This window comes from Nocardioides lianchengensis (assembly GCF_900101465.1).
Taxonomy (GTDB): Bacteria; Actinomycetota; Actinomycetes; order Propionibacteriales; family Nocardioidaceae; genus Nocardioides; species Nocardioides lianchengensis.
The window spans coordinates 534,621-549,411 of record NZ_FMZM01000001.1 but is presented as its reverse complement, the minus strand read 5'-3'; the positions used below and the strand labels follow the sequence as shown (position 1 = coordinate 549,411).

The following is a 14,791-nucleotide window of genomic DNA, read 5'->3' as shown; positions in this document are numbered from 1 at the left end:
CTACCAGCCGAGGAGCGCCCGGAGGCCGATGGCCAGCAGGAAGGCCCAGCCACCGCTGAGCCACTGCGGGGCGGCGAGGCGCCGTCCCAGCCCGGGGAGCGGACCCGAGAGGAGCAGGTACGCCGCCAGCCCCAGCGGGCCGGAGCTCGCCAACCAGATCCATGCCCATCGGGTCGCGTGCCACGGCGGCGGCGACGCCAGCACCCACAACGCCGTCAGGACCACGAGGAGCACCGACGGCCAGGTGCTCCAGCCCGGCAGCGTCCAGCCGGCCGGGCCGTTCGTGGTCGACTCGTCGGCCTCGTGCACCTTGATGCCCGGGGCGAGCTCACGCAGGCGCTCACCGACCGTGCTGTCCAGCACGGCGGTGAACCCGGGAACCACGTCGTCGCGGCGCGCTGCCGCCAGCGGCCGCGCCTGCAGCACCTCGGTGGTGCGGGCGAACAGGCCCTCGCGCCAGGTGACGCGGACCGTCGCGAAGCCCTCGCCCTCCGTCTCCAGGCCGCCGTCGACCTGGACCTCGTCGACGTGACCCGCAACGACCGCGGACTCCAGGTCACCGAACGTGCTGGGCCGCGCGCCCACCACGGCGACGAGCACGGCGAAGGCGAGCCAGCAGCCGACGAGGGCGACCCGGATCCCTCGGGCGAGCGAGGTCCACCCGTCGGCGGTCGGCGGAGAGGCCCGCTCCACGGATGGTCGGTCGATGCTCACCCGCGGATCCTAAAGATCTTTCAACGCCGCGGCAGCAGGATCTCCAGACCGTCGCGCGGCTCGGAGCCCACCCAGCGCCCGCCGAGCGCGGCGCACCCCGAGCGGGCCGCCTCGAAGGGGTCGTCGGCGGCCCGGCCGGCCGACGACTGCTCGGTCGTGACCGAGATCCGCAGGTGGCCGTCGACGTCCCCCTCCAGGACCAGCCGTACGGCGCCGCTGCTCGTGCGCAGCACCGCGACCAGGACCAGGTCGAGCAGGTGCTCCACCGGCCCGGGCGTGTAGCGCTGGTCCAGCTCGCCCTCGACCGCCGCGGTGATCTCGCGGTCGACCAGGCCCAGCTCGTCGGCCCAGCGCTGGGCCACCTGGGTGGCCAGGTCGCGCAGCGGCACCTGGGCGCCCTCGACCAGGCTCCCGCGCTGCAGGGCGACGAGCTCGCCGGCGACCTCGTCGACGTGGGTGATCCCCGCGAGGGCGTGCCCGACGGTCGCGCGGACGTCGTCGGGGAGGTCGTCGCGCAGCAGCACCTCCTCCAGCTCCAGGCGCAGGCCGGTCAGTGGGGAGCGCAGGGCGTGCGAGGTGTGCGCGGCGAACTCCTGGTCGCGCCGCAGCCGCTCGCGCAGCTGGTCGGCACTGGTGCTGAGCGAGCGCGCGATGGCGACGGCCTCGGGGATCCGGGTCTCCGGCAGGTCGAGGTCGAAGCGACCCCGGCCGAGCGCGCCGGCCGCCTCGGCGAGCCGTCGGAACGGCGCCGAGAGGCGGCGGGCGACCAGCAGCCCCGCGGCGGCGGCGCCGGCCAGGGTGAGCCCCAGCAGCACGACCAGGGCCCACGGGTCGCCGACCAGCAGGTCCCGGACCAGGCCGTCGTCCTGGGCGACGGTGACCCGACCGCCGGCCGCCGGGACGCTGGCGTGCAGGTCCTCGCCGTCGTCGTACGACGGACCGCGGACCTCGACGTTCCCGCCCGCCGCCGGCTCCCAGCGCAGCCGGGCGTCGACGTCGGCGAGCGGCTGCAGGAAGGCCGCGTCGACGACGCCGCCGGACTCCAGCCGGGTCTCCACCAGGCGGCCGACGAGCACCGCCTCGTGCTGGAGGCGGGTGCCTTCGTGCTCACGGATCTCGTGGCCGAGGGTGTAGCTGCGGATCAGCGCTGCGACGGCCAGCAGCGCGACGGCGAGGAGGATGAAGGAGGCGGTGAGCCGCTCACGCATCGGGCGCGCCCTCGAGGCGGAATCCCACGCCCCGAACGGCTACGACCTTCTCGGACACCCCGACGCTCTCGAGCTTCTGCCGGAGGCGACCGATGGTCACGTCCAGCGTCTTGGTCGAGCCGTACCAGTTCTCGTCCCAGACGTCCGCCATCAGCCGACCGCGGGAGACCACCTTGTCGCGGTTGGAGGCGAGGATGCTGAGGACGTCGAACTCCTTGCCCGTCAGCGGCACCTCGTCGTCACCGGCGTAGACCCGGCGGGCGGCGACGTCGATGCGCAGCCCGCCCTCGGGGACGTCGTCCTGGCCGAACCCGCCGCCCGACGAGGTACGACGCAGCAGCGCCCGCACCCGCGCCTGCAGCTCGGCCAGGCCGAACGGCTTGGAGAGGTAGTCGTCGGCGCCGTAGTCGAGCCCGACGACCCGGTCGAGCTCGCCGGCCCGTGCGGTCACGATCATGATCGCGCCGCCGAACCCGGCCTCGCGGGCGCGCTTGCAGACCTCGAGACCGTCCATGTCGGGCAGGCCCAGGTCGAGGATCACGACGTCGGCGGGCGCCTTCTCGAGGTCGTCGAGGGCCTTCTGCCCGGAGTCGACCCAAACGACGGTGTAACCCTCCCGCTCCAGGGTGCGAACCAGGGGGAACGCGATGTCCTCCTCGTCCTCCACGACGAGCACTCTGGGAGCCATGCGTGCAGCATAGAGGTCTGGCTACGCGTTCAGGTGATGACCCGCGACACGCCCGTCGGGGACAGGGCTCCCGGCCGTCGACGAGCGAGCGCCGAGCGCCGGGCCCCGACCGCGAGGACCGCCCCGGCGCCGAGCCCGGCGACAGCCCAGGTCGTGCGCGCGACGGGCCCGGTGAACGGGTATCCGACCCACGGCACGGCCAGCACGACCTTGGACTGCACGGGCTGGTCCAGCGGCACCGTCCACGGGTCCGGCATCGGCCGCGCGTCGCCCTGGGTGCGGGCCTCGGCCGCGTCCAGCGCGACCACCCGCCGGGTCACGCGCGCACCGGGCGCCGAGCGCGGCGGGGTGAAGGTGATGACGTCGCCGACGGCCAGATCGCCGACCGGGACGGGGTGCGCGTAGACCAGCGCGCCGCGGCCCATCGAGCCGCCCATGGCGTCGCTGGTGACGACGTACCGGTCCAGGCCGAGCATCACCGGCAGCAGGGTGAGCAGCGTGAGCGGCGCCAGGAACGCCGCCACGACCACCAGCCGTCCGACCGCCGACAGCGGGCGAGGGCGCGGGACCGGCGCGATCTCCAACTCGGGTCCCTTGCGCGTGTGTGGTGGTGGTCGATGAGGTGGAGCATCGGGAGACGTCGGCCCGCCCGGCAGTCCCCCCAGACCCGCCGGACGGACCGTCGTCCCCCGATCAGCCGTTCCGCGCTCCCCCCGGGGCGGACCGGCCAGCTTGTGTGTGGCTACTGGCTCTCGGTGAGCCAGGCGTACGACGCCTCCGCCGTCTGGGTGCCCGCGGGCACGAACGGAGCGTCGTCGGGCAGCGAGACGGTGAACGCGAAGGTCGCGCTCTGGCCGGCCTCGAGGAAGCCCATGTCCTGCGTGTAGTCGCCCATCGCGCCGAAGACGCCGTCGTACAGCTCCTGGCCGTCGCGCTCGATGTGCACCTGCAGCTCGCCGTCCGCGAAGGTCGCCGGACCGCCCTGCTCGGTGAACGTCAGGCGCCCGGGAGCACCCGTGGTGTTCTCGATGGTGACCGTCCGGGTGGCCGAGTCGCCGGGCTCGAGGGCCGTGACGACCAGGGCCGCGCCGCCGGACTGGTCCGCGGTGAGCCGGACCCCGTCGGAGGCGGCGCTCGCGTCGCTGCTGAGCACGCCGGTCGCAACCGCCAGAGCGCCCGCACCCACGAGGGTGGCGAGAGGCAGGATCACCTTGCGCGGCAGCGGAATGTTCACGAGAAGAACGCTACGGACGTGCGCTTCACGGACCGTGCACGCTGCTCCCACGACGTCTCCACGGTTCGGTAACAGCATCGGGAGGCGAGGTCGCGGGCCGAACCTCAGGCGAACAGGTCGCCGTGCTCCTCGACCCGTTCGAGGACCTCGGGGAAGGTCAGCTGCTCCAGCCCGAGCGGGTCCTCGGCCCCCTCCGCGACCTCGTCCCAGGAGACCGGGGCGGCGACGTACGGCCGCTCGCGACCGCGCAGCGAGTACGGCGAGATCGTGGTCTTGGAGCCGGCGTTCTGCGACCAGTCGAGGAAGACCTTGCCGCCCCGCTTGGCCTTCGTCATGGTGGCGGTGACCTGGCTCGGGTGCGCCCGCTGCAGCTCCTCGGCCACCTCCTTGGCCAGGGCCGTCGACTCGTCGGAGGGCAGCCGCTTCGGCAGGTCGGCGTACAGGTGGAGGCCCTTGCTGCCGCTGAGGACCGGTCGGCAGTCGAGATCGCGCTCGGCGAGCCGGTCGCGGACCAGCAGCGCGACCTGGCAGCACTCGTGCAACCCGGCCGGCTCCCCCGGGTCGAGGTCGATCACCAGCCGGTCCGCGTGGCGGGGCCGACCGTTGCGGCCGACCGTCCACTGGTGGACGTGCAGCTCCAGGGCGGCCAGGTTGACCAGCCAGGTCAGCGTGGCCAGGTCGTCGACGATCGGGAACACGAGCTCGGTGTCGCCCTTGCCCGAGCGGCTGCCGGTGCTCGGGACCTTCACGGTCCGCACCCACGACGGCGTGCCCGAGGGGGCGTTCTTCTCGAAGAAGCTGCCGTCCTGGACGCCGTGCGGCCAGCGGATCCGGGTCACGGCCCGGTCGGCGAGGTGCGGCAGCAGGGTGGGGGCGATCTGCGCGTAGTAGTGCAGCACCTCGCCCTTGGTGGTGCCGGTGCGCGGGTAGAGCACCTTGTCGAGGTTGCTGATCTTGAGCGTGCGCCCGTCGACGTCGACGTGCAGCTCGGTGCCGGCCACGGGCCTCAGCGGCCGATCGCGATGACCGGGTCCCGGTCGGGGTCGAGCCGGTTCATCAGCTTGCGCAGCATCGACCGCGGGGCGCTGACGCAGCCGGCGGTCGCCCCCCGGCCGTTGACGTGCAGGAAGATCCCGGACCCGCGGCGTCGTACCTGGCTCCAGTTGTAGTCGAGGACGATCGAGTACTCGTACTGCCGGCCGTAGTCGGTCAGCCGCTCGGACGCGTCGTCGTGGCTGCTCGGCAGCCACCACCGGAAGCCGCCCTGGCGCTGGTTGCGGTAGCGGTTGTAGAAGTCCGACGCGTTGTCCTGCACCCAGAAGTCGCCCTTCCGGATCCTCCGGTAGGGCAGGTCCCAGGCGCTCGTCCGCCGGTGGGTGCCGAAGGCCGAGCGGAGGTCGTAGGTGCCGGTCGGGGTGGTGCCGGTGCCCTGCCTGCGCTTCGTGCCGGCGACCAGGCCGCCGTACCCGATCCGACCGTCGGTGGTCCGCAGACCGGCCACCCACCGGCCCTTCCGCAGCATCCACAGCACCACCCGCGCGCGGTGGCCGGAGGTGTGGTTGACGGTGACGACCTGGCGGGTGTTCCTCCGCAGCCGCACGCCGACGCCGTCGAGCGTCACCGTCCGGGCGCGGTACGACGGCGCCGCCTCGGCGGACGCGGTCGCCGCCGCGGGGGCGGCCGGCAGCAGCGCGGCCAGCAGCAGGAGCACGATCGCGGCTCTTCTCATCCGAGCAGGTCCTCCGGGGTCAGGTCGCTGCGGACGCCCTGGAAGGACGGCTGCCGCAGCCGGGAGTACCCACGACCGTGGGTGTCGATGTCCACGACCAGCTCGGGGGCCAGCCAGAACGTGCCGCGGGCGTCGACCGCGGGCACCTCGTCGGCGAACGGGCTCGCGGAGCGGCCGAGGCCGGCGACCAGCTCCGCCAGCGCCCGGCCCTGCCTCGGCCCGATCCCGCTGCCCACCCGGCCACGGTAGAGCAGCCCGTCGGCGGTCGGCTCCCCCACGAGCAGCGCCGCCAGCCGGTCGGTGGTGCCCTCCTGCGGCCGCCAGCCCCCGACGACGTACGACAGGCGGTGCCGGTGGGCCAGCTTCTGCCAGTGCGGGGTCCGCTCGCCGGGCCGGTAGCGCGACCCGCGGCGCTTGCTGACGATCCCCTCCAGGTCCTGGGCCAGGGTCGCGTCGAAGAGCATCGCGCCGTCGTCGTACGACGCTGGCACCTGCCAGCCGCTCATCCCGAGGCCGGTCAGCCGCTCGCGGCGCTCCTCCAGCGGCAGGCCGGTGAGGTCCGCGCCGTCGAGGCGCAGCAGGTCGAAGACCATGTACGTCGCCGGCACCGCCTCGGCCAGGCGTGCGGCGGTGGTCGCCTTCCGCACGTGCATCCGGTCCTGCAGGGTCCTGAAGTCCGGGAGCCCGCGCTCGTTGAGCGCGATGATCTCCCCGTCGACCACCAGGTCCCGCTCACCGAACGGGCTGGTCGCGAGATCGGGCCAGGCGATCGTGATGGCGTTCTCGTTGCGGCTGGTCATCCGCAGCACCCCGTCGCGCACCTCGGTGAGGGCCCGGACGCCGTCCCACTTCACCTCGTGCGTCCACTCCTCCCCCGTCGGCACGTGGCGGCCGGGGGTGGCCAGCATGGGGCGCATGCCGCCATCATGCCCGCCGCTCGCGTGGTCGGGGGCACGGTCGTCTGTCGGGTGCGGGGGTTTCGAGACGGTTGCTGCGCAACCTCCTCAACCACCGACGCCACCCACCACCGGAGGTTGAGGAGGGAGGAGGTCCCGTCCCGAAACCCCCGCAGCCAACCCGCCCACCCCGACCGAGGCCGACGCATGGCCCACCAGTTTCGAGACGGTCGCTGCACAACCTCCTCAACCACCGGGACAGAAGGGGTGGTCAGCGGGGCCGTGGGGCGACATCATGCGGACCGTGAACACCAGCGGGCCGGTCGACAATGAGCTGACGTACGCCGTCATCGGGGCCGGGCCGTCCGGCCTCGCCGCCGCGCGCAACCTGCAACGGGCCGGGCTGCCCTGGGAGGGCTACGAGCTCGGGGCGGGAGTGGGCGGACTCTGGGACGCGAGCGCGCCGCGCAGCACGGTCTACGACTCGGCCCACCTGATCTCGTCGCGAACCACCACGCAGTTCACCGAGTTCCCGATGCGCGACGACGTCGCCGACTACCCCTCGCACCGCGAGCTGCTCGGCTACTTCCGCGACTTCGCGACGGCGTACGACCTCACGCCGGGGTTCGAGTTCGGCTCCGAGGTGACGGCGGTCGTGCCGCACCCCGAGGGCGGCTTCACGGTGACCGCACGGTCCGCCGCCGGCACCCACGACACCCGGCACGCGGGCGTGCTGGTCGCCAACGGCACCCTCAGCGAGCCGAACGTCCCGACCTTCGCCGGCTCCTTCGACGGCGAGCTGCTGCACACCAGCGCCTACAAGTCCGCGACCCTCTTCGCCGGCAAGCGGGTGCTGATCGTCGGGGCCGGCAACTCCGGCTGCGACATCGCCGTCGACGCCGTGCACCACGCCGCCTCGGTCGACCTGTCGGTGCGCCGCGGCTACCACTTCGTGCCGAAGTACCTCTTCGGCAAGCCCGCCGACACCCTCAACCAGCGCAAGAAGCCGCTGCCACCGCGGGTCAAGCAGGCGATCGACTCGCGAGTGCTGCGGATGTTCACCGGCGACCCGACCCGCTTCGGGTTCCCCGAGCCGGACCACCGGCTCTACGAGTCGCACCCGATCGTGAACTCGCTGGTGCTCCACCACCTCGGTCACGGCGACATCACCGTGCGGGCCGACGTGGAGCGGCTGGACGGCGACGGGGTCGCGTTCCGCGACGGCTCGCGGTCGCCGTACGACGTGGTGGTGCTGGCGACCGGCTACCACCTGCACTACCCGTTCGTGGACCCCGCGCTGCTGCGCTGGGCCGGCCGCGGGTCGGCGCCGGACCTCTACCTCAACATCTTCAGCCCCGCCCACCGCGACCTCTTCGTGCTCGGCATGATCGAGGCGTCGGGGATCGGCTGGCAGGGGCGGTACGAGCAGGCCGAGCTGGTTGCGTCGTACCTCCGCGCGCGCCGCGACGCCCCCGCCGCCGCGGCCGCCTTCGACGCCCGGGTCGCCGGGCCGCGGCCGGACCTGTCCGGCGGCTACCGCTACCTCGGGATCGAGCGGATGTCCTACTACGTCAACAAGGACGCCTACCGCTCCGCGGTCCGCGCCGAGATCGAGGAGCTGACCCGCTGATGGACGTCGACAACGTCAGGATCGCCTTCGAGGAGTCGTCGCTGACGACGCTGAAGATCGTGATCGGGCTGATCCTGTTCGGGATCGCGCTGGACACCAAGCTGGAGTCCTTCGCGGCCGCCCTGCGCCGGCCGGGGGCGATCGCGATCGGCGTGGTGGCGCAGTTCCTGCTGCTCCCGGCGATCACCTTCGTGCTCACCCTGGTCCTCGACCTGCGCGGGTCGGTGGCGCTCGGGCTGATCCTGGTCGCCTGCTGCCCGCCGGGGAACGTCTCCAACATCCTGACCCACCGCTCCGGCGGCGACGTGGCGCTGTCGGTGTCGATGACCGCGGTCAGCAACGTGCTGGCGATCTTCCTGATGCCCCTGAACATGGCGTTCTGGGGCGGCCTGCACCCCAGCGGCAAGAAGCTGCTGGAGGACATCGACCTCAGCGCGGTCGACATGCTCCTCGAGATCGCCCTGGTCATCGGCGTCCCGTTCGCCGCCGGCATCACCATCGCCCGGCTCTGGCCGCGGGTGGCCTCGGTCGCCCACCGCGTCGTCGGGCCGATCTCGTACGTCGGCCTCGCCGCGATCATCGTCGTCGGCGTGGCCCGCAACTGGGACATCTTCGTCGACTACATCGGCATCGTGCTGCTGGCCGTCTTCCTCCACGACGCGCTGTCGCTCCTGCTCGGCTACGGGATCGGCCGGGCCACCCGACTGCCCGACGCGAGCGTCCGCGCGATGACGTTCGAGGTCGGGATCCGCAACGCCGGCCTCGGCCTGCTGCTGGTGTTCAGCTACTTCGACGGCCTCGGCGGCATGGCCCTGGTCGCGGCCTGGTGGGGCATCTGGGACATCATCGCCGGCCTGGCCGTGGCCATCACCTGGCGGCGGGTGCGCGGCTCCGCCGTGACGGCCCCGGCGGTGGCCGCATGAGGGTGCTGGTCACCGGGGGCAGCGGCTTCCTCGGCTCCTCGGTCGTCCGCGGGCTGATCGCCGCCGGGCACGAGGTCGTGAGCGCCGACCTGCGGCCGCCGGCCGTGGTCATGGACGTGACCTCGGCGTCGCAGGTGTCGGCGGTCGTCGGCAACGTGCGCCCGGAGGTCGTCGTCCACCTCGCCTCGATCGTCACGCCCGGTCCCGACTCGACCCGTGCCCTCGAGTACGCCGTCGACGTCGACGGCACCCGCCACGTCCTCGACGCCTGCGTCGAGCACGGCGTACGACGGGTGGTGGTGTCGTCCAGCGGCGCGGCGTACGGCTACCACCCGGACAACCCCGCCTGGATCACCGAGGACCAGCCGGTCCGCGGCAACGAGGAGTTCGCCTACAGCCACCACAAGCGGCTGGTGGAGGAGATGCTTGCGTCGTTCGCCGAGAGGCACGCCTCGCTGGAGCAGGTGATCCTGCGCATCGGCACCATCCTCGGCGAGTCCGTCGACAACCAGATCACCGCGCTCTTCGAACGACCCCGGCTGCTGCAGATCCGCGGCTCGGACTCGCCGTTCGTCTTCGTCTGGGACACCGACGTGGTCGCGGTCATCCAGCAGGCGGTGACCGGCTCGGTGACCGGCGTCTTCAACGTCGCCGGCGACGGCGCCCTGACGGTGCCGGAGATCGCCGCGCTGCTCGGCAAGCCGACCCTGGTGCTGCCCGAGCGGCTGCTGCGGGTCGCGCTCGCGGTCGGCAAGCGGCTGGGGCTGACGCCGTACGGACCGGAGCAGACGATGTTCCTGCGCTACCGCCCGGTGCTCGCGAACGACCGACTCAAGACGGTCTTCGGCTACACGCCGACGCGAACCTCTCGGCAGGCGTTCGATGAGTGGAGCCGCTCGCGCCGGTCATACTGACCACTATGCGTGCGATCTGGAAGGGCGCGGTCTCCTTCGGGCTGGTCAGCGTGCCCGTGAAGCTCTATGCGGCGACCGAGTCCCACGACGTGTCGTTCCGGCAGGTGCACGCGAAGGACGGCGGGCGGATCAAGTACCAGCGGATCTGCTCGATCGACGGCGAGGAGGTGCCGTACGCCGACATCGCCAAGGGCTACGAGACCGAGGACGGCGAGATGGTCATCCTCAGCGACGACGACCTGGCCGAGCTGCCGTCGGCCTCGTCGCGCGAGATCGCGGTCGAGAAGTTCGTCCCGAGCGACCAGATCGACCCGATGCTCTTCGAGAAGAGCTACTACCTCGAGCCCGAGAAGACCGGCGCCAAGCCGTACGCCCTGCTGCGCCAGGCGCTCCTCGACGCCGACCGGATGGCCGTGGTGACCGTCGCGATCCGCAACCGCACCTCGATCGCGGTGCTGCGGGTCAAGGACGACGTGATCGTGCTGCAGACGATGATGTGGCCCGACGAGATCCGCACGCCCGACTTCTCCGTCGAGACCGGCGAGGTCAAGCCCGCCGAGGTCAAGATGGCGACCATGCTCGTCGAGACGCTGGCCGGAGACTTCGACCCGGCCGAGTTCGAGGACGACTACGCCGGCGCCGTCGAGTCCCTCGTCAAGGCCAAGGTCGAGGGCGGCGAGGTCAAGCGCACCCCCACCTCCACCAAGTCCTCCGGCGAGGTCGTCGACCTGCTCGCCGCCCTGCAGCGCTCGGTCGACGCGGCCAAGACCGCGCGCGGGGAGTCGTCCTCGTCCGACGAGAAGCCGGCGAGGAAGGCCGCCGCCAAGAAGGCCCCGGCGAAGAAGACCGCCGCGAAGAAGGCGCCGGCCAAGAAGGCCGCGGCCAAGAAGAGCACGACGAAGAAGGCCGCGGCCAAGAAGGCGAGCTGAGGTCGTCGTACCCGGACGGACACAAGTCCGGTCCGGTCGGCCTCCGCGCGCTCAGCGGGTCGCTCCCAGACCGACTTGTGTCCGTCGGTGTACGGCGCGCCGCTCCGCCACCAGGTCGGCGGCCGCCTCCGGCCAGGTCGGGTGGTCGAAGGCGAACCCGGCCTCGAGCAGCCGGGTCGGCACCACCCGGCGGCTCTTGAGCAGTAGCTCGGTGTCGGTGCGCAGGACCAGGGCGCCGAGCTCGGCCATCGCCCGGGTGGCCGGCAGCCCGGGCCGACGGCCCCAGGCGCGGCGCAGGTCGCGCATCAGTTCGCGCTGCGGCAGCGGCTCGGGGGCGGCGAGGTTGACCGGCCCCTCGAGGTCGGTCCGCGTGATCAGCAGGTCGACCGCGCGGCAGAAGTCGTCAGCGTGGATCCACGACACGTACTGCCCACCGCCGGCCACCGGCCCGCCCAGCCCGAGCCGGGCCATCCAGAGCAGGTAGTCGAAGACCCCGCCGCGGTCCGGGCTCATCACCATCGCGGTGCGCAGCGCGACCCGGCGGGTGCCGGGCAGCGTCGCCTCCTGCTGGGCCTCCTCCCACCGCCGGGCGATCCGCACGCTCCGCTCCCAGTACGCCGGGACGCCCTGCTCCCCGCCGCCGATCACACCGGTGTGCTCGTCGTTCGGGGCGTCGCGCCGGTCCGCGTAGATCGTGGCGGTGCTCATCTGCAGCCAGACCGCCGGCGGCCGCGCGACCTGCTCCAGCGCCCGGCCGACCGCGCAGGTCGAGTCGACCCGGGAGTCCATCATCTGGCGCAGGTGCTCCTCGGTGTAGCGGCAGCTGACCGAGCGCCCGGCGAGGTTGACCACCGCGTCGGCGCCGTCGAGCTCCTCCGCCCAGTCGCCGACGGTCCGGCCGTCCCAGACCCGGTGCCGGACGCCCGGCTCGAGCTCCTCGGGTCGCCGGCTGAGCACGACCACGTCGTGGCCGGCCGCGGCGTACCACCGCCTCAGGATGCCGCCGACCTGACCTGTGCCTCCGGGGATCACGATGCGCATGACGACGATGCTAGTCCATTTTTGAACATGTTCAATCCGAGGGGTTGTGATTACTCGCGGGTTCGCCTGCGCGACACCCGTCGGTCGTCGTACCGTCACCCGCATGGGTGAGGACACGTCTTACTGCGAGCGATGCTGGTCGCTCGTCCCTCATGCGTTCGACACCCATCACGAGGCGTGGCACGCATCCGGGGGCCCGTGGCACCACCACTTCGACGAGCGCGAGCTCGAGCGCTGGTCCGCCGGGACCGAGGCCGCCTCCTAGGAGCCCTCGGCGAGCACCCGGCCCAGCGTCTCCTCGACGCGGTGGGCCATGGCGAGGTCGAAGGTCGCGTCGAGGGCGCTGGTCGCCAGCTCGCGCAGCGCGTCGAGAGAGCGCTGGACGTCGGTCCACCGCTCGGGCGGGCGTCCGGACGCGACGAACGGCTCCCAGATCCGCTCGACGAATAGCTCGACATAGATCCGGGCAACCCCGTCGGCGTGCCGGCGCAGCCGGGCCAGCAGGTCGAGGGCCTCGGTCGCGGTCAGGCCGAGCGACGCCATCGCCGCCTCCCCCGCCGCGAGCAGCCGTGGCGCCAGCTCCTCGATCTCGCCGTCCGGCGTCTCCCGCAGCAGCCCGAGGCGTACGGCGGCCTCGAGCACCGCGAGCGCCTCGTCCTCCTGGATGCGGAACCGCTCGACCAGGGCCTCGATGGTGGTCACCGCGGGCGGTCCGCCCGCGAACATGCCGCGGGCCTGCTGGGTGAACGCGAGCAGCTGCTCGTCGGCCTGGACGTCGTCGTCGAGCATCCGGGCGATGCCGTCGAGCTTGAGCCCGGCGGCGCGCAGGTCCTGGATCAGCCGGACCCGGGCGACGTGCTCGGGGCCGTAGTAGCCGGTGCGGCCGCGCACCTCGGGCGGCGGCAGCAGCCGGCGGGACTGGTAGGAGCGCAGCGACCGGACGGAGACGCTCGTGCGGCGGGAGAGCTCCTCGACGACGAACTCCTCGGTCACACCTTCACTCTATCTCTGGACAATGTTACATCTTTCGATGTTACATAAAGCGATGCAATCAATTTGGAGCCTGCCCGCCGTCGTGGAGGACCGTCCCGCCGGGGCGGCCTCCCTCGACCAGGTCGCCATCGCCTCCGGGCTCGCGCTGGTCCTCACCGTCGCCCTCCTGGCCGTCGTGTTGGCCCACCGCACCGGCCGGCTGAAGGCCCTGGACCGGCTGCTGCGGCGGATGGACGGCGCTCCCCTGTTCGGCGGCGTCGCGAGCTGGGCCAGCCTGCCGCTGATGGTCGCGATGGTCTCGCTGATCACCGCGCTGTTCGGGATGTATTGGGACATCTCCCTGCACATCGGCGTCGGGCGCGACGAGGGGCCGCTGGCCAACCCGGCGCACTACCCGATCCTGTTCGGGCTGTTCGGCATCTCCGCCGCGGGCGTGCTCGCCTGCGCGCTCCCCCGCGAGGATCAGGTGGGACCCTCCGGCGTCCAGCTGGCCCCGGGCTGGCGAGCCCCCGCCGGCGGCGTGCTGCTGACCGGCGCCGGCAGCTACGCGCTGCTCGGCTTCCCGCTCGACGACGTCTGGCACCGGATCTTCGGCCAGGACGTCACCCTCTGGGGACCGACCCACCTGATGCTCATCGGCGGCGCCGGGCTGTCCCTGGTCGCGATGGCGGTGCTGCTCGAGGAGGGCCGCGCGGCCGGCCGGCGGACCGACCGGGTGTCCGTGCGGGCGTCGTACGTCCTGGGGTGCTGCCTGGCCGGCGGGCTGCTGATCGGCATGAGCGTCTTCCAGGCGGAGTATGACTTCGGCGTCGAGCAGTTCCGCCTGGTCATGCAGCCGCTGATGATCGCGACCGCCGCGACCTTCAGCCTGGTCGTGGCCCGGCTCTGGGTCGGCCGCGGGGCCGCGGTCGCGGCCGTCGTGTTCTACCTCGTGGTACGGGGCGGCGTGAGCGTCGTCGTCGGGCCGGTGCTCGGGGAGCTGTGGGCATCGGTGCCGCTCTACCTGGCCGAGGCGCTGATCGTCGAGGCGGTCGCCGCCCGCTGGGCCGACCGGCCGCTGCGCGTCGGGGCGGTCTCCGGGGCACTCATCGGGACGGTCGGCTTCGCCGCCGAGTACGCCTGGACCCAGGTCGCGTTCACCCTCGCCTGGACGCCCGACATCCTGCTGGAGGGCGTGCTGCTCGCGACCCTGGGCGGCGTCGCCGCCGGACTGCTCGCCGGACTGCTCGTGCTCGGACTGCGGCGCGAGCTGCCCGTCGTCGTACGGCGGCCGCGGCTGGTCTTCGGCGGTGCCCTCGTCGTGCTGGCGGCGATCGTGACCAACGGCGTGCTCGCGATGGCGCCCAGCGGCCTCGAGGCCTCGACCACCGTCGTCGCGGACGAGCAGGGTCCGGACGGCCGCGAGATCCAGGCGGAGTTCCGGTTCAACGAGCCGCCGGTCGACGGCGCCGAGGCGTGGCTGACCGTCACCGCCTGGCAGGGCGGCCGCGACTCCGCCGGGCTGCACGTGCAGCCGCTGGAGGAGGTCTCGCCGACCCTGTGGCGGACCACGGAGCCGATCCCCGTCGACGGCACCTGGAAGACCATGGTCCGCGTCCACGACGGCCGCTCGCTGCGCGCGATGCCGATCTATCTGCCGGAGGACTCGGCCCTCGACGAGCCCGCCGTACCGGTCGCCGACGGGGAGGTCCGCGCCTTCGGCGAGGAGAAGCTGATCCTGCAGCGCGAGCTGAAGGACGACGTCCCGGGCTGGCTGTGGTCCGTCGCCGGGCTGGTCGTGCTGGCCTGCAGCCTGGTCCTCGTGCTCGGCCTCGGCTGGGGCGTGAGCCGCTACGCCCGGGCCCCCGAGCCCGGCGTCGCCGCGGAGCGCCGTACGCCGGTGGGGGTCTGAG

15 protein-coding genes are annotated in these 14,791 nt (G+C 72.8%); 5 read left to right on the top strand and 10 right to left on the bottom strand.

The window, feature by feature from the left end; genetic code table 11:
- The 8 genes from BLT76_RS02745 to ligD (BLT76_RS02710) all read right to left on the bottom strand — a co-directional run bounded on the left by BLT76_RS02745 (position 1) and on the right by ligD (BLT76_RS02710) (position 6,490).
- A complete protein-coding gene (locus BLT76_RS02745) occupies positions 1-714 on the bottom strand; it encodes a hypothetical protein (protein ID WP_090850478.1) in 714 nt (237 codons plus the stop codon).
- 20 nt (positions 715-734) lie between these two features.
- Entirely contained in the window at positions 735-1,922 is a 1,188-nt protein-coding gene (locus BLT76_RS02740; RefSeq protein ID WP_090850476.1) for a HAMP domain-containing protein, read from the bottom strand.
- Positions 1,915-2,610 (bottom strand): response regulator transcription factor, encoded by a 696-nt coding sequence (locus BLT76_RS02735; RefSeq protein ID WP_090850474.1) that lies wholly within the window; start codon positions 2,608-2,610, stop codon positions 1,915-1,917. Before BLT76_RS02735 ends, BLT76_RS02740 begins: the two co-directional genes overlap by 8 nt.
- Positions 2,611-2,639: 29 nt before the next feature.
- On the bottom strand, positions 2,640-3,194 hold the full coding sequence (locus BLT76_RS02730; RefSeq protein WP_090850472.1) for a S24/S26 family peptidase: 555 nt from the start codon (positions 3,192-3,194) through the stop codon (positions 2,640-2,642).
- 158 nt (positions 3,195-3,352) lie between these two features.
- Complete coding sequence (locus BLT76_RS02725) at positions 3,353-3,844, bottom strand: COG1361 family protein (protein ID WP_090850470.1); 492 nt, start codon at positions 3,842-3,844, stop codon at positions 3,353-3,355.
- Between the two features lie 104 nt (positions 3,845-3,948).
- Positions 3,949-4,845, bottom strand: coding sequence for a non-homologous end-joining DNA ligase (gene ligD / locus BLT76_RS02720; RefSeq protein WP_090850468.1), 897 nt, complete (start codon positions 4,843-4,845; stop codon positions 3,949-3,951).
- A gap of 5 nt (positions 4,846-4,850) precedes the next feature.
- Positions 4,851-5,573: a L,D-transpeptidase family protein gene (locus tag BLT76_RS02715; RefSeq protein WP_090850466.1), complete on the bottom strand. Its 723-nt coding sequence runs from the start codon at positions 5,571-5,573 to the stop codon at positions 4,851-4,853.
- On the bottom strand, positions 5,570-6,490 hold the full coding sequence (gene ligD / locus BLT76_RS02710) for a non-homologous end-joining DNA ligase (protein ID WP_090850464.1): 921 nt from the start codon (positions 6,488-6,490) through the stop codon (positions 5,570-5,572). The genes BLT76_RS02715 and ligD (BLT76_RS02710) overlap by 4 nt, the downstream gene beginning before the upstream one ends.
- 283 nt (positions 6,491-6,773) lie before the next feature.
- Between ligD (BLT76_RS02710) and BLT76_RS02705 the strand changes: the two genes are divergently transcribed.
- The 4 genes from BLT76_RS02705 to ku are packed head-to-tail and all read left to right on the top strand — an operon-like array spanning position 6,774 to position 10,865.
- The gene (locus BLT76_RS02705; protein WP_211752682.1) at positions 6,774-8,099 is read left to right on the top strand and encodes a flavin-containing monooxygenase; all 1,326 of its coding nucleotides are present in this window, start codon (positions 6,774-6,776) and stop codon (positions 8,097-8,099) included.
- Positions 8,099-9,022 carry a bile acid:sodium symporter family protein gene (locus BLT76_RS02700; protein WP_090850459.1) on the top strand — a complete coding sequence of 308 codons (924 nt, stop codon included), beginning with the start codon at positions 8,099-8,101 and terminating at the stop codon, positions 9,020-9,022. The genes BLT76_RS02705 and BLT76_RS02700 overlap by 1 nt, the downstream gene beginning before the upstream one ends.
- Positions 9,019-9,936 carry an SDR family oxidoreductase gene (locus BLT76_RS02695; RefSeq protein WP_090850457.1) on the top strand — a complete coding sequence of 306 codons (918 nt, stop codon included), beginning with the start codon at positions 9,019-9,021 and terminating at the stop codon, positions 9,934-9,936. Before BLT76_RS02700 ends, BLT76_RS02695 begins: the two co-directional genes overlap by 4 nt.
- 5 nt (positions 9,937-9,941) lie before the next feature.
- A complete protein-coding gene (gene ku / locus BLT76_RS02690; RefSeq protein ID WP_090850455.1) occupies positions 9,942-10,865 on the top strand; it encodes a non-homologous end joining protein Ku in 924 nt (307 codons plus the stop codon).
- A 51-nt stretch (positions 10,866-10,916) separates the two neighbouring features.
- On the opposite strand, the gene BLT76_RS02685 is transcribed toward ku, so the two are convergent.
- Positions 10,917-11,906, bottom strand: a complete 990-nt coding sequence (locus BLT76_RS02685) for an epimerase (RefSeq protein WP_090850453.1) — start codon at positions 11,904-11,906, stop codon at positions 10,917-10,919.
- Between the two features lie 261 nt (positions 11,907-12,167).
- Positions 12,168-12,899, bottom strand: coding sequence for a MerR family transcriptional regulator (locus tag BLT76_RS02680; RefSeq protein ID WP_090850452.1), 732 nt, complete (start codon positions 12,897-12,899; stop codon positions 12,168-12,170).
- An 82-nt stretch (positions 12,900-12,981) separates the two neighbouring features.
- On the opposite strand from BLT76_RS02680, the gene BLT76_RS02675 reads away from it, so the two are divergent.
- On the top strand, positions 12,982-14,790 hold the full coding sequence (locus BLT76_RS02675) for a hypothetical protein (RefSeq protein ID WP_211752680.1): 1,809 nt from the start codon (positions 12,982-12,984) through the stop codon (positions 14,788-14,790).
- The last annotated feature ends 1 nt before the right edge of the window (position 14,791 follow it).

Excerpts from the sequence above, each read along its gene's own strand:
- ku (WP_090850455.1), top strand. The coding sequence starts at position 9,942 with ATGCGTGCGATCTGGAAGGGCGCGGTCTCCTTCGGGCTGGTCAGCGTG.
- BLT76_RS02735 (WP_090850474.1), bottom strand. The coding sequence starts at position 2,610 with ATGGCTCCCAGAGTGCTCGTCGTGGAGGACGAGGAGGACATCGCGTTC.
- BLT76_RS02700 (WP_090850459.1), top strand. The coding sequence starts at position 8,099 with ATGGACGTCGACAACGTCAGGATCGCCTTCGAGGAGTCGTCGCTGACG.
- BLT76_RS02740 (WP_090850476.1), bottom strand. The coding sequence starts at position 1,922 with ATGCGTGAGCGGCTCACCGCCTCCTTCATCCTCCTCGCCGTCGCGCTG.
- BLT76_RS02685 (WP_090850453.1), bottom strand. The coding sequence starts at position 11,906 with ATGCGCATCGTGATCCCCGGAGGCACAGGTCAGGTCGGCGGCATCCTG.
- BLT76_RS02715 (WP_090850466.1), bottom strand. The coding sequence starts at position 5,573 with ATGAGAAGAGCCGCGATCGTGCTCCTGCTGCTGGCCGCGCTGCTGCCG.
- BLT76_RS02695 (WP_090850457.1), top strand. The coding sequence starts at position 9,019 with ATGAGGGTGCTGGTCACCGGGGGCAGCGGCTTCCTCGGCTCCTCGGTC.
- ligD (WP_090850464.1), bottom strand. The coding sequence starts at position 6,490 with ATGCGCCCCATGCTGGCCACCCCCGGCCGCCACGTGCCGACGGGGGAG.